This is a genomic window from Streptomyces sp. 8N616 (assembly GCF_052246385.1).
In the GTDB taxonomy this organism is placed as follows: Bacteria; Actinomycetota; Actinomycetes; order Streptomycetales; family Streptomycetaceae; genus Streptomyces.
In genome coordinates, this window is record NZ_JBQQBY010000002.1 from 278919 (window position 1) to 291543 (window position 12625).

At 72.4% G+C, this 12625-nt stretch carries 10 protein-coding genes and 3 pseudogenes; 6 read left to right on the plus strand and 7 right to left on the minus strand.

Going from position 1 to position 12625, the window contains the following annotated elements; genetic code table 11:
- Nucleotides 1-62: 62 nt before the first annotated feature.
- Together ACTWQC_RS03000 and ACTWQC_RS03005 are read right to left on the minus strand one after the other, a co-directional pair.
- Nucleotides 63-1556: a carboxylesterase/lipase family protein gene (locus tag ACTWQC_RS03000; protein ID WP_443313938.1), complete on the minus strand. Its 1494-nt coding sequence runs from the start codon at nt 1554-1556 to the stop codon at nt 63-65.
- A gap of 56 nt (nt 1557-1612) precedes the next feature.
- Complete coding sequence (locus ACTWQC_RS03005; protein WP_443313890.1) at nt 1613-2515, minus strand: MBL fold metallo-hydrolase; 903 nt, start codon at nt 2513-2515, stop codon at nt 1613-1615.
- Nucleotides 2516-2840: 325 nt separating this feature from the next.
- On the opposite strand from ACTWQC_RS03005, the gene ACTWQC_RS03010 reads away from it, so the two are divergent.
- Nucleotides 2841-3707, plus strand: a complete 867-nt coding sequence (locus tag ACTWQC_RS03010) for an acyl-CoA thioesterase (protein WP_443313891.1) — start codon at nt 2841-2843, stop codon at nt 3705-3707.
- Between the two features lie 65 nt (nt 3708-3772).
- On the opposite strand, the gene ACTWQC_RS03015 is transcribed toward ACTWQC_RS03010, so the two are convergent.
- Entirely contained in the window at nt 3773-4780 is a 1008-nt protein-coding gene (locus tag ACTWQC_RS03015; RefSeq protein ID WP_443313892.1) for a DUF6397 family protein, read from the minus strand.
- A gap of 199 nt (nt 4781-4979) precedes the next feature.
- Nucleotides 4980-5369 (minus strand): annotated as a pseudogene (locus ACTWQC_RS03020) (roadblock/LC7 domain-containing protein); the annotation flags it as partial.
- A gap of 133 nt (nt 5370-5502) precedes the next feature.
- Here ACTWQC_RS03020 and ACTWQC_RS03025 point away from each other — a divergent pair.
- A complete protein-coding gene (locus ACTWQC_RS03025) occupies nt 5503-5931 on the plus strand; it encodes a PPOX class F420-dependent oxidoreductase (protein ID WP_443313893.1) in 429 nt (142 codons plus the stop codon).
- A gap of 6 nt (nt 5932-5937) precedes the next feature.
- Here the strand turns inward: ACTWQC_RS03025 and ACTWQC_RS03030 are convergent.
- Nucleotides 5938-6024: pseudogene (locus ACTWQC_RS03030) on the minus strand (ATP-binding protein); the annotation flags it as partial.
- 69 nt (nt 6025-6093) lie between these two features.
- Here ACTWQC_RS03030 and ACTWQC_RS03035 point away from each other — a divergent pair.
- The 3 genes from ACTWQC_RS03035 (at nt 6094) to ACTWQC_RS03045 (ending at nt 8172) form a co-directional block, all read left to right on the plus strand.
- Nucleotides 6094-6717, plus strand: coding sequence for a class I SAM-dependent methyltransferase (locus ACTWQC_RS03035; RefSeq protein ID WP_443313894.1), 624 nt, complete (start codon nt 6094-6096; stop codon nt 6715-6717).
- A 30-nt stretch (nt 6718-6747) separates the two neighbouring features.
- Nucleotides 6748-7119 carry a hypothetical protein gene (locus tag ACTWQC_RS03040; protein ID WP_443313895.1) on the plus strand — a complete coding sequence of 124 codons (372 nt, stop codon included), beginning with the start codon at nt 6748-6750 and terminating at the stop codon, nt 7117-7119.
- 126 nt (nt 7120-7245) lie between these two features.
- Entirely contained in the window at nt 7246-8172 is a 927-nt protein-coding gene (locus ACTWQC_RS03045; protein WP_443313896.1) for a hypothetical protein, read from the plus strand.
- A gap of 409 nt (nt 8173-8581) precedes the next feature.
- Here ACTWQC_RS03045 and ACTWQC_RS03050 read toward each other — a convergent pair.
- Nucleotides 8582-9123 (minus strand): annotated as a pseudogene (locus ACTWQC_RS03050) (MOSC domain-containing protein).
- Between the two features lie 91 nt (nt 9124-9214).
- Nucleotides 9215-9397 carry a hypothetical protein gene (locus ACTWQC_RS03055; protein WP_443313897.1) on the minus strand — a complete coding sequence of 61 codons (183 nt, stop codon included), beginning with the start codon at nt 9395-9397 and terminating at the stop codon, nt 9215-9217.
- Nucleotides 9398-9711: 314 nt separating this feature from the next.
- On the opposite strand from ACTWQC_RS03055, the gene ACTWQC_RS03060 reads away from it, so the two are divergent.
- Nucleotides 9712-12618: a DEAD/DEAH box helicase gene (locus ACTWQC_RS03060; protein ID WP_443313898.1), complete on the plus strand. Its 2907-nt coding sequence runs from the start codon at nt 9712-9714 to the stop codon at nt 12616-12618.
- Nucleotides 12619-12625 lie beyond the last annotated feature (7 nt).

Here is a 12625-nt window from a genome sequence, read left to right on the forward strand (position 1 = left end):
GGTTCTGGTCATGCGATGACGTCCTTGGAGGGGGCGTGGCGGCACGGGAGCACCGCCGGGGCTCAGGTCCAGGCCTGCCGTACCTGGGCGTTGGGGTCGTCGACCTGTGTCCATGCGTCGGCGATGCGCATGCTGGTGCGGCGGGTGGTGTCGTACTGCGGCCAGCCCGGGTCGCCGGTCCTCGCGAAGCGGATCCATGCGGAGTGGACGCGGGAAGCGAGCTCGGTCGGGGGCTCGGTCGGGCCGAGGACCGCCTTGGGGCCGTGGAGCTGCGGCAGATCGGTGCGGTCGAAGACGAACGGGAGTTCCATGGTGTGCGTTGCGCCGAGTTCGCCGTCGAGGGCCTGCGACCGCCAGGCGAACTCGTAGACGTGCGTGCGCGATGAGGGGTGCTGCGCGTGGGCCTCCGCCAGCCGCCGTGTTCCCGCGCCGAACAGGGCGTCGGCCATGATGGCGGACCGCAGTGCGCCGGACGATGCCCCCGGCCGTTCACTGCGGTAGACCCGCACCAGCTTGTCCGGGTCGGGGTGCGAACGAGCTGCCGCGGCGTACACGTCATCCGCTGTCGAGGGGGTCAGGTTGCCCAGCGGCGCGAGGTAGAGGTTGCCTTCCTCGGTGGTGGTGCCGAGGAGCAGGTCGACGCCCGCGCCGCGGCCGGCGGCCACGGCCTCGGCCGGCTGCTGGTCCAGAACGAGGCTGAACGCGCTCAGGCCGATCAGCGGGTCGAAGTACCCGTCGACCTTGAGGTCGATACCGGCCAGCTGGGGCATGGCCTCGACGAAACGCTCATCCGGCACCGATGCGAAGGACTCGGCCGTCGGAGCGACCTCCAGGGCCTGGGCGAGGGCCTGGGTGACCCGGTTCGCCTGAGCCCGGGTGAACGCTCCCAGGCCGCTGCCGCTCTGGATGATCGCGCGCTGGAGGAGGCCCTCGGACTGCGGACTCGCCACCACGCCGCCCACGATCGTGGCGCCGGCCGACTGGCCGAAGAGCGTCACCTGGGACGGATCGCCGCCGAAGCCCGCGATGTTCTCCTCGACCCAGCGCAGGGCTGCAATCACGTCCAGCAGGCCGCGGTTGTCGGGAGCGTCGGGGAGGTGGAGGAAACCGGGCACGCCCAGCCGGTAGTTGAGGGTGACCAGGACGACTTCGTCGCGGGCGAAGTTCGTGCCGTCGTAGAGCACCGACCGGGTGGATCCGGCGACGAATCCGCCGCCGTGTACGAACACCATCACCGGCCGGTCGTCCCGAGTGGTGTCGGGCGTCCAGACGTTGACGGTGAGGTAGTCCTCGCCCGGAACCCAGCCCTGACCGAAGTACGGGGACATGTCGAGGTCGCCGAACGCATCGCGCTTCGGCTGCGGTGCGGTGGGACCAGCGACGGTGGCATCCCTGACTCCGGACCACGGCGCGTGCGGCGCGGGCGGGGCGAACCGGGCGGCGCCGAGCGGGGGTGCGGCGTAGGGGATGTTGAGGAAGACGGTGGCGTCTTCTTCGCGGCGGCCCCGGACGGCGCCCTGGGCGGTCTGCACAGTGGGGTCGGTGTTGTTGGTCATGTCGTCGGTGTCTTTCTTCGCAGTCACTGGGGTGAGGGGTCACAGGCGGGTAGGGGTCACAGGCGGGTGAAGGGCGCCCATTCCTTGATGGAGAACTTGCTGCCGTCGCGCTGCACCTCGGCGGCGCCGTGACCGCCCAGATGGGCGGGGAAGACCAGGGCCTTGTCATCGGCGGACTGGCCGAGGATGCGGCGGCGCGTGGCGCGGGATTCGGCCGGGTCCTCGCAGAAACAGCTGTTGCCGTCCGGCTCCAGAATCTGCACCGGGCTGTGCAGCAGGTCCCCGACGAAAAGTGCGCGGTCTCCCTTGGAGTTCAGGGTGAGCACGGACGATCCGGGGGTGTGCCCTGGGGCGAGTTCCAGACGCAGGTTGGCGTCGATGTCGTAACTGCCGTCCCACAGCAGCGCCTTGCCGGCCTCGTGGATGGGCGCGACTGAGTCCTCGAAGACGTTCTGGTTGCCTCGCCCGAGCAGTGGCTTGTGCTCATTCTCCGGGTTCCAGAACTCGAAGTCCCGCTCCGGCATCAGATAGGTGGCATGGGGGAACGTCGGCACCCACTCCCCGCCGTCGAGGTAGGTGTTCCAGCCGACGTGGTCAATGTGCAGATGGGTGTTGACCACGATGTCGACGTCCTCCGGCCGCACGCCGGCCCTGGCGAGATTGCCCAGGAAGTCGGTGTCCAGGTAGCTCCACACCGGCGCATACGGCCGGTACTTGTGATTGCCCACACCGGTATCGACGAGAATGGTCTTGCCTTCACTGCGCAGGACCCAGGTCTGAATCGCGGACTGCACAATATTGCTGTCCAAGTCCAGGAAATCCGGGGCCAGCCAGGACGTATTCTCCTCCCACGCCTCCTTGGGGGTCTCCGGGAAGAACACCTCGGGCGTCATCTCGACAGGGCCGTAGAACTCCGCGACGCGCGTGATGCTGACGTCGCCCAGCACTATCTGCTGCATGGAAACTCCTCCGTCGGTCCGTGTTCGGCTCGCACAGGAGAGTCTTGTCGCGGGTGCCTGCGGGGCGGTATCCGTCACATGACTGCGCCTGCCGCACCGGGGCCGGTCCTGGCTCGCCCCGGCCGGCGAAACGTGCAGGCCGTCGCGCGGGCCCAGGTCAACAACGGCCGCGCCGCTCCCGGCGCAGGTCAAAGGCCTCGACGCTCCCGGGCTCGGGTCGACGGCCACGCCGCTCCTGGCGAGGCACGGTGGGCAGCCGCCTGCCGTCCCGGCCCGAGGGTTGTTCTAGTCTTGCGGATGCTGTGGCACGAACCGAGGAGCACCGATGACCAACCCCGCCGAGCGGCTCGTCGACCTGCTCGATCTGGAGCAGATCGAGGTGAACATCTTCCGCGGCCGCAGCCCCGACGAGTCGCTGCAGCGGGTGTTCGGCGGGCAGGTCGCCGGGCAGGCGCTGGTAGCCGCGGGGCGGACCACGGACGGGCAGCGTCCGGTGCACTCCTTGCATGCTTATTTCCTCCGTCCCGGCAGGCCGGGCGTGCCGATCGTCTATCAGGTGGAACGGGTACGGGACGGGCGGACCTTCACCACCCGGCGAGTGGTCGCGGTGCAGCAGGGCCGCACCATCTTCAATCTGACCGCCTCCTTTCATCAGCCCGAGCCGGGCATCGAGCATCAGCTGCCCATGCCGGACGTGCAGGGCCCGGAGAAGTTGCCGGCACTGGCCGACGAGCTCCGCGAGCACCTGGGCGCACTACCCGAGGCGCTGGAACGCATGACGCGCCGCCAGCCGTTCGACATTCGCTACGTGGAGCGGCTGCGGTGGTCCCGGGAAGAGCTCCAAGGTGTCGAGCCGCGCAGCGCGGTGTGGATGCGGGCGGTGGGGCAGCTCGGCGACGACCCGCTGGTTCACACCTGCGCCCTCACCTACGCCAGCGACATGATGCTGCTGGACGCGGTCCGCGTGCCGGTCGAACCCCTTTGGGGCTCAAGGGGATTCGACATCGCCTCCCTGGACCACGCCATGTGGTTCCACCGTCCATTCCGCGCGGACGAGTGGTTCCTGTACCAGCAGGAGTCACCCATCGCGACGGGCGCCCGCGGGCTCGCCCGCGGCCAGATCTTCAATCGGGAAGGGCAGCTCCTGGTATCCGTCATGCAGGAGGGTCTGTTCCGCAAGTTGGACGGGTAGCGGACCACTATTCCGCTCAAGCGTGCGCTCCCCGCGGCTGCCCCTCCCTCGGCTCCCCCCTCCCCTCACCCCGCCCGGCGGCGCAACCAGGCCCTGAATCCGCGCGGCCGAGTCTCCCCCGATCCGTCCGGCGGGCTGTGCCGAGGCGCTTCCGACGGGCCTTCCTGCGGCGCTTGCGGAGGGGCTTCGGAGGGGGCTTGCCGTGGCCCCTCCTGCGGGGCACTGCCGGGCATCGGCGCCGACCGGCAGCCCCTGGCCTCGTCCAGGGCGTACAGCAGCGACAGCCTGATCCAGAGGATCTCGTCGGGGTCGTCCGCTCTGATCAGCCGCTCGACCACGTCCCACGTCGCCGTCGAGTCGGCCCGGGTGGACACCAGCGCCGGGCGCAGCTTGCGCAAGTACGCCCGCTCGTAGGGGTCATCGACGATCTGCGCGAGCTCGTCGGCCGGCAGCACCCCGGCCGGCACCGCGGCCCGCGCCCAGGGGTCGTCCGTCTGCCGGGCCAGCTGCCCGATGCGCCGGCTGCGCCAGTTCCGCGCCCGCCAGTCCTCCCCGGCGTCCAGCAGCGCCTTCAGGTTCTTCGGCATGATGCCGGTCAGCATCGCAGGCTCCCGCTCCACGAACTCCCGCAGCTCCACTGCCGGATAGAGCCATACGACGGCGCGGTAACGGTTGACGTAGAACGTCGCCGGGCTGATCAGGCCGACCCGCGCCAGGCGGGTGAACCGGTCGGGGCTGATGCCCATCAACTCCGCCGCCTCGGCAGTCCCGATCACCCGCACCCGCTCGCGCAGCCCGTCGGGAAAGTCCTCCGCCTCCTGCAGCCGGGCCACTTCGGCGCGGGGCACCCGCCGCCGCCCGCCTCCGGGCGCCGCGACGGCCCGCACCTTCTCGAGCTGCACCGCGAGCTCCAACTCCCGCGGTTTCAGGCCCAGCTCCGCCGCCGCCCTGCTGAACGCGAAGGTCTCCTCCGCGCCGTGCTCCGCGGGCTGCTTCTCCTGCTTCTCGTGCCTCGCGTGCCTCGCGTGCCTCTCCTGCTTGTCGTGCTTGTCGTGCTTCTCCTGCACTGTCATGACGGTCCTCCCCCGCACGATCCGATCACTCTCGGTGACGACCGTAGCCGGGAAGTCCGACACCCCGCTCCCCCTGTGGATAACTTCAGTCGCCGGGATCGGCCCCGCCGCTCGCCGCCCCGCCGCTCGCCGACTCTCCGCCCGCCGCCCCGTCACCGCTGTCGGCCACGCCCCCGAAAGCTCCGCCCCCGGCAATCCGGCCCTCCTTACGCGCCGCGACCCCGAGGTGCTCGCCCACCCGGTTGACGAGCAGCGTCATCTCGTACGCGACCTGGCCGATGTCCGCGTCGGCCGAGCCGAGCACGCACAGACAGCTGCCTTCCCCCGCCGCCGTCACGAACAGCACCCCGTCGTCGAACTCGACCATCGTCTGCCGCACCCGCCCCGCCCCGAAGTGCTTCCCCGAACCCTTGGCCAGGCTGTGCAGCCCGGACGACACCGCCGCCAAGTGCTCGGCGTCCTCGCGCTCGAGCCCTTCGCTCGCCGCCGTCACCAGCCCGTCGTTCGACAGGACCAGCGCGTGACGCACGGACCCGACGCGCTGCGTCAAGTCCTCCACAAGCCAGTCGAGCCCTTTGCCCAGTGCCATTGCGTGCCTCCCCGTACGGCAGTTCGCCTCAACTGCCGTGCCAGACTGTCCCACCTCGGCCGTCCGGGCAAGCCGCCCTGCGCCGCGGGCGTCGTACTGGGCCCGGCCCCCGCATATGACACAGGATGAGCGCATGGCACAGACGATGACTCACGACGAATGGCACGCGTTCGTCTCCCAGGGAACGCGCACCGGCAAGCTGGCGACCGTACGGCCCGACGGCAGCCCTCACGTCGCCCCCGTGTGGTTCGTACTCGACGGCGACGACCTGGTCCTGACCACCGGCAAGAACACTGTCAAGGGACGCAATCTGGCGCACGACAGCCGGGTTGCGATCTGCGTGGAGGACGACCGCCCGCCGTTCGCGTTCGCCACGCTCCAGGGCCACGCCGAGCTGAGCGAGGACCTCTCGGAGATGCGCCGGTGGACGACGCGCATCGCCGCCCGCTACATGGGCGCCGAGCGCGCCGAGGAGTTCGGCAAGCGGAACGCCGTCCCCGGCGAGCTGCTGGTGCGCGTGCGCATCCATACGGCCGTGGCCATGAGCGGCCTCACGCACTAGCCGGTCCTAGCCGGCCGAGTCGAGCAGCCGGGCGGTGTGGACCCGCCCGGCGTACTCGACCAGCCTGATCAGCAACTCCTCTCCCGAGTCACGGCACCCGTGCACACGCGCGGGACGCCCCGGGCGCGAGCGGGCGGCTCACGGGCGCGGGATCATGGGGGCATGGACGCCGACCACAGTCACGTACGGGACTTCTTCGCGGCCAGGGCCGACGGCTGGGACGCCCGCTTCCCGGACGACGCCCCGGCCTTCGCTGCGGCGGTGGACGAACTCGGGCTGCGCCCCGGGGACGCGGTGCTCGACGCCGGATGCGGCACCGGCCGGGCGCTGCCCGCGCTGCGCGAGGCCGTCGGCCCGGCCGGCACGGTTCTGGGCGCCGATCTGACCCCGGAGATGCTGCGGGAGGCCGTCCGTGCCGGGCGGGACCGCAGCGCCCGCCTCGTCATCGCGGACGTCGCGCGGCTACCGCTGCGGGACGCCTCGCTCGACGCGGTGTTCGCCGCAGGACTCGTGTCGCATCTGGCGGACCCGCGGGAGGGGCTGCGCGAGCTGGCGCGCGTCGTGCGCCCCGGCGGGCGCCTCGCGCTCTTCCACCCCATCGGCCGGGCCGCTCTCGCCGCCCGCCAGGGACGGCAGCTCACCCCCGACGACCTGCGGGCCGAGCCCAACCTCCGTCCGCTGCTCACGGCCTCGGGCTGGCGCCTGATCTCCTACGCGGACGAGGACGCACGCTTCCTCGCACTGGCCGTGCGCCCTGCCAACCCTACGGACGCGAGGCACACTTGAAGATTCGGTGACACAGCAGACAGGGGGAGGGTGGTCCGCGTGCTGGGCAGGCTTCGCAAGCTGATCGAACCACTGAGAGGAGGGAACCGGGGCCGGGACCAGGGCCAGGAACGGAACGGGGATCAGGGCCAGGACCGGAACGGGGACCAGGGCCGCCGGGGCCGGGCCGCTCGTCCGGATCGCAGGCGGCCGAATCTCTTCGACGCGGCCGCCGCGTACGTGGCCGCGGGCATCGAGGACGACGAGCACGGGCTGGCAGAGGCGGCGGGATGGGTGTCGCCCGAGGCGCTGTCCTTCGGGGTGAACGAGCTGGCGTGCCGGGCGGTCATCGCGGTCGCCCGCGAGCGCGACGAGTCCCCGAAGACCGTGGCACGGTCCCTCCTCGGCCTGCCCGCCGTCTGACCGGCCCGGGCCAGGCCGGCGCACACAGGAGGCCAGGCCAGGCGCCCGGGTTGCGCCGAACCCTCGACGGAGGCGTTACCTACTGGTTAATGTGCGCGCACCCCACTGATCCATGGAGAGGTGACCATGTCCGTTACGGACGAGGCCCAGGACGCCGAGGACGCCCTGTTCGTGCTGACGGCAGTGCTGCTCACTCCCGCTCAGTTCCCGAGCGTGCTCGGCGACGACTACCCGGAGGCGTGCTCCGTGCTCGGTCTCGAGCCGTACGCCGAGGGGTACGGCCTGGTGCTCGGGCAGGACGGGGACGGCGCGCGGTGGACCGTGGTCACCGACGACGTGTCGCTCGTCGCCTGCGCCATCGCCGCCTGGGACTGCGGCATGGAGTACGACCTGTCGCCCGACGAGCGCAGCGTCGTCGCCGCGCTGCCGGGCTGGCCGCTCGCCGTCGCGGTCGCCGCCCCGGGCATCCCGGCCCCGCACGACCCCGAGCCCGACCCGGAACTGGACGGCGTCGACCGGACTCCGCTGAGCCCGCCGGACTCCGAGAACTGGGGTCCGGCGCAGCGGCGGCTGGGCGCGGACGAGATCGCCCTGCAGTGGGCGATGTGGCGGGAACAGGTGGACGAGGAGGTCGAGTTCACCGAACCGGGGCAACAAGCGAACGCCGAAGACCGGCCGAAGGCGGGAGACGAGCCCAAGGCCGAAGACGAGCCCAAGGCGCCCGGGAAGCCGGAGTCGGGAGACGAGCCGGAGCAGGGCGACCGGCCGGAACCCGGGCAGCCCTCACACCCCGCGGTACGCAGGGTGCTCGAGGAGGCGCGCGCGTACGTGGACAAGCCCCCGCCGCCCGGCCGCATCCGCTCCGCCTTCGCCTCGGGCGAGGCCCGTACGCTGCGCGCGGACGGCCCGGGCTGGAGCATGGTGGCCCGCACCGACGACATCGCCTTCATCCTGGTCGACGACGAGCCGGGCGAAGTCCTCCCCGTGGGCCGGGGCCCCGAACTCCCGGGCCTGCTCAGGGCCCTCGACGAGCTCGCGGTGCGCCCCTCCTGACCCGCGATCCCCGCCGAACCCGGCCCCTCGCCGCCCCTCGCCGCGCGTCAGTAGCCCGGCGAAGACCGGGAAGGCGGGGGCGTATGCGCGGTGGCCGGGTTTCCGCGCATGCAGAAGGCGCCCCGCAGTAGGTCATGAAGCGATGTCGACCAGCAGCGCCGATGCGGCCGTGTCCGGGTGCCCGAGCAGCATGGGGAGCAGCCCGGTCCTGTCGGCTGGCCCCGGCCGCGAGTTGGCCGAGAGCGGTGAGCGCCGAAGCGGCAACCGGCTGCGGTGCGCCGCCGGCCAGCTTGATGAGCAGGCGGGCGTCGCGCAGCAGCCCGGCTGCGTCGGCCCGCCGGCGCAGCGGCGCGTCCTCGTCGGGCGGGGTTCGGGAGCGGGGAGCCGGATGGCGGTGAGCACGTACGCCTCAGACCCGTTCCAGCGGCCGGTGCGGCTCGGCGGGCAGCTCGACGCCGATGGCATCACCCGGGCGTACCTCTCCGCCGGTCACCACGATTCCCATGATCCCGGCCTTGCGGAGAGCCGTCCGGCCTCGTCCCGCCCCACGACCTGCTTGAGCAGCCCGTCCTGGAACGTGTCGATCTGCAGACAGGGGTTGCGCAGCCCGGTCACCTCGACCACGGCTTCCGCGCCGAGGCGGAGCAGCGTGCCGGTCGGCAGCGCCAGCAGGTCGATCCCCGCCGTGGTGATGTTCTCCCCCAGCCGCCCCGGGCCGACCTCGAACCCGGCCTCGCGGACCTCGGCGAACAGCTCCTCATGAATGAGGTGGACCTGCCGCAGATTCGGCTGGGTCGGGTCCTGGGCGACGCGCGAGCGGTGCTGCACCGTCACCCCCAGGTGCGCATCGCCGTCGACACCCAGACCGGCCAGCAGCCGGATGCTCTCCCGCGTCCGCTTGCTGAAGTCGTGCTCCCTGCTGCGGCTCACCGCCGTGACCGTGCCACCCATGAGCGCGGCTCTCCTCCCCGTCCGGTGACCTCCGTGCGCCCACGGAGATCACCGTCACTCCAACGATGGGGCGCCTCGCGGGGCGCGCGGATCAGCGGCCCAGCTCCTTCCGGCTCACCCGGCGCAGCCTCCGCCGCTGCGATTCGTCCAGCAGCAGATAGGCACCCACCGGAACGCCGACCATGATCAGCAGCGCCGCCCAGAAGGGCAGCACCCACAGCAGGACGATCCCCACCGCCACTCCCCCGACGGCGACCTTGGCCCTGTTCGTCATCTCCGACGCCTCCTTCGCGGCGACCCCGAGCTCATCCTGTGAACGGGCACACACCCGCGACAGTTCCCCCGGGCACCCGGCGCACTGCTGCGCCGCCACTACCAGTCTCGCTCGCAGGCCGCGAAGCGCCGACTCCGTGCACGTTCAGTAGCTCCGCCCGTACGAGTCGGGCCCGGCTCGGGGCCTGCGGCATGTGCGCACACCGAGCGCACCGGTGACCTTCCTCACGACTGAGCCGCTCCCGGAGAGGGTCACCGTGAGGTAATCTCGGCGGCTCCGGCTCCACTAGTCAAGTTTGAGGAATGCGTAGCGCTGTGCCTCCGCTCCCCGCGACAACGCCCTCCGCGATCTCCGAACTCGCCCACTGCGCGGCGGTCTTCCTGCCCGGTGGCCCCGCCCGCACCGGCCGGGTCGCCTTCTGGCGCCCGGACGGCGCGCCGCCCGCGGACACCGGTCCTGCAGAGGAGCTGACCGTGGCCGTCCCGTACGGCGACGACGTCCGCGGGCGGACCGTGCGAGCCGTGGTCCTGCCGGTGCGCGAGGCCGTGCCGGTCCTCACGCGCGCCCGCGCCGCGAAGGGCGACCCCTCGGCCGTCTTCTGGGGCTCGGCGGCCGTGCTGGCGCTCCAGCTGGCCGCCCGCGGCCGCCTGCTCCCCGGCCTGACGGCCACCGACCACGACGCCTGGCGGGTCGGCCCGCTCGCCCCCGACGACCTGCGGCGGGTGCGCGAGCTCGCCGCCGCGATGCCGCCCGCCGCCCACGCGGTACCGCTGCGGGACACGGATCCGCTACGGCTGCCGGACCCCGAGCCGCTGCTCCGGGCGTTCCTCGACGCTGTCGCCGACGGCCTCCCCCGCTCCCCTGCCGCCACGCTCGCCGCAGGGGGCCCGGCCTTCGCCGCCGCGGAGCCGCAGCGCCTGCCGGAGCAGCGTGACTGGGCCGCCGAGGTGGCAGCCGGGCACGACGCGGGTGTACGAGTCTCGCTGCGGGTCGAGCTGCCCGGTCTCGTCGAACAGGATCGGAGTGCGGATGCCGGGCCGCGGTTCCGCGCCGTCGTGCAGCTGCACAGTCTCACCGACGCCACGCTCGTCGCCGACGCCTCGGAGGTGTGGGCGGGCAGGGCGGGGCGAGGCGACACGGGGTTCGGGCCGCGCGCCCGGATGGACACCCTGCTGATCCTCCGCCGGGCCACGCGCGCGTGGCCGCCCCTGTCCCCCCTGCTCTCCGCCGCCGTCCCCGACGCCATCGAGCTCGCCGACGAGGAGGTCACCGAGCTGCTGGGCGAGGCGGCCAGAGCTCTGGACGCCGCGGGTGTGCAGGTGCACTGGCCGAGGGAGCTGGCCCGTGAGCTCACCGCCCGCGCCGTCATCGGCCCGCCGGAGGGCACAGGACCCGACCGGCCCGGGTCCGGTCTTCCGTCGCTCATGTCCGCGGACGCCCTGCTGGCCTTCAGCTGGCGGTTCGCGGTCGGCGGGCAGGACCTGACCCGGGAGGAGCTCGACCGGCTCGCCGAGGCGAGCCGCCCTGTCGTACGTCTTCGCGACCAGTGGGTGCTGGTCGATCCCGAACTGGCCCGCCGGGCCCGGAGCCGGCAGGACCGCAAGGTCACGGCGGTCGACGCGCTGGGCGCGGCGCTGACCGGAAAGGCCGAGGCCGACGGCGAGACCGTCGACGTGGAGGCCGGAGGCTGGCTGGCGGCCCTGCGCGACCGGCTCGCGGACCCGGAAGACGGGCAGGACAAGGACGGGCGGCACGGGGACGGGCAGGGCGGGGACCGCGAGCCCTTGGGGCCGCCCGCGGCCCTGGCCGCGACCCTGCGCGACTACCAGCTGCGCGGCCTGGACTGGCTGCACCGCATGACCTCGCTCGGCCTCGGCGGCTGTCTCGCCGACGACATGGGCCTCGGCAAGACCATCACGCTCATCTCGCTCCACCTGCACCGGCAGACCGACCCGGCGTCCGCGGGACCGACGCTCGTCGTCTGCCCGACCTCCCTCATGGGCAACTGGCAGCGCGAGATCGAGCGGTTCGCGCCCGGCACGCCCGTGCGCCGCTTCCACGCCTCGGCCCGCAGCCTGGAGGACCTGGCGGACGGCGAGTTCGTGCTCACCACGTACGGCACGATGCGGCTCGACGCGGACCGGCTGGCCGCGGCCGGGCCCTGGGGCATGGTCGTCGCCGACGAGGCGCAGCACGTCAAGAACCCGTTCTCCGCGACCGCCAGGCAGCTGCGCACCATCGGCGCCCACGCGCGCGTGGCGCTCACCGGCACCCCCGTCGAGAACAACCTCTCCGAGCTGTGGGCGATCCTCGACTGGACCACGCCGGGCCTGCTCGGCACGCTCGGCTCCTTCCGCAGGCGCTATGCCCAGGCCGTCGAGGGAGGTGGCGATCCGGCCGCCGCCGAGCGGCTCAGCAGACTCGTCCGCCCCTTCCTGCTGCGCCGCCGCAAGTCCGACCCGGGCATCGCGCCTGAGCTGCCGCCGAAGACCGAGACGGACCGGGCGGTCGCGCTCACCAAGGAGCAGGCCGGGCTGTACGAGGCGGTGGTGCGCGAGACGCTCGCGGAGATCTCCGGCACCGCCGGTTTCGCCCGCCGCGGTCTGGTGGTCAAGCTCCTCACCGCCCTCAAGCAGATCTGCAACCACCCCGCCCAGTACCTGAAGGAGGACCGGCCGCGGCTGCCCGGCCGCTCGGGGAAGCTGGAGCTGCTGGACGAACTGCTGGACACGATCCTCACCGAGGACGCGAGCGTCCTCGTCTTCACCCAGTACGTGCAGATGGCCCGGCTCCTGGAGGGCCACCTGGCCGCGCGCGGCGTGCCCGCACAGCTCCTGCACGGGGGCACGCCCGTCGCGCGGCGCGAAGAGATGGTGCGCCGCTTCCAGGACGGCGAAGTGCCGGTCTTCCTGCTGTCGTTGAAGGCGGCGGGCACCGGGCTGAATCTCACCCGCGCAGGGCATGTCGTGCACTACGACCGCTGGTGGAACCCCGCCGTCGAGGCCCAGGCCACCGACCGCGCGTACCGCATCGGCCAGACGCAGCCGGTGCAGGTCCACCGGATCATCACCGAGGGCACGGTCGAGGACCGGATCGCGGACATGCTCCAGCGGAAGCGGGAGTTGGCGGACGCCGTCCTCGGCAGCGGCGAGGCCGCGCTGACCGAACTGACCGACACCCAGCTGGCGGACCTCGTCGAACTGCGGAGGGACGAGCGATGACGGAGGA

Coding starts and splice junctions, on each gene's coding strand:
- ACTWQC_RS03025 (WP_443313893.1), top strand. CDS start 5,503: ATGGCACAGACGATGACTCACGACGAATGGCACGCGTTCGTCTCCCAG.
- ACTWQC_RS03015 (WP_443313892.1), bottom strand. CDS start 4,780: ATGACAGTGCAGGAGAAGCACGACAAGCACGACAAGCAGGAGAGGCAC.
- ACTWQC_RS03010 (WP_443313891.1), top strand. CDS start 2,841: ATGACCAACCCCGCCGAGCGGCTCGTCGACCTGCTCGATCTGGAGCAG.
- ACTWQC_RS03055 (WP_443313897.1), bottom strand. CDS start 9,397: ATGACGAACAGGGCCAAGGTCGCCGTCGGGGGAGTGGCGGTGGGGATC.
- ACTWQC_RS03005 (WP_443313890.1), bottom strand. CDS start 2,515: ATGCAGCAGATAGTGCTGGGCGACGTCAGCATCACGCGCGTCGCGGAG.
- ACTWQC_RS03035 (WP_443313894.1), top strand. CDS start 6,094: ATGGACGCCGACCACAGTCACGTACGGGACTTCTTCGCGGCCAGGGCC.
- ACTWQC_RS03000 (WP_443313938.1), bottom strand. CDS start 1,556: ATGACCAACAACACCGACCCCACTGTGCAGACCGCCCAGGGCGCCGTC.
- ACTWQC_RS03045 (WP_443313896.1), top strand. CDS start 7,246: ATGTCCGTTACGGACGAGGCCCAGGACGCCGAGGACGCCCTGTTCGTG.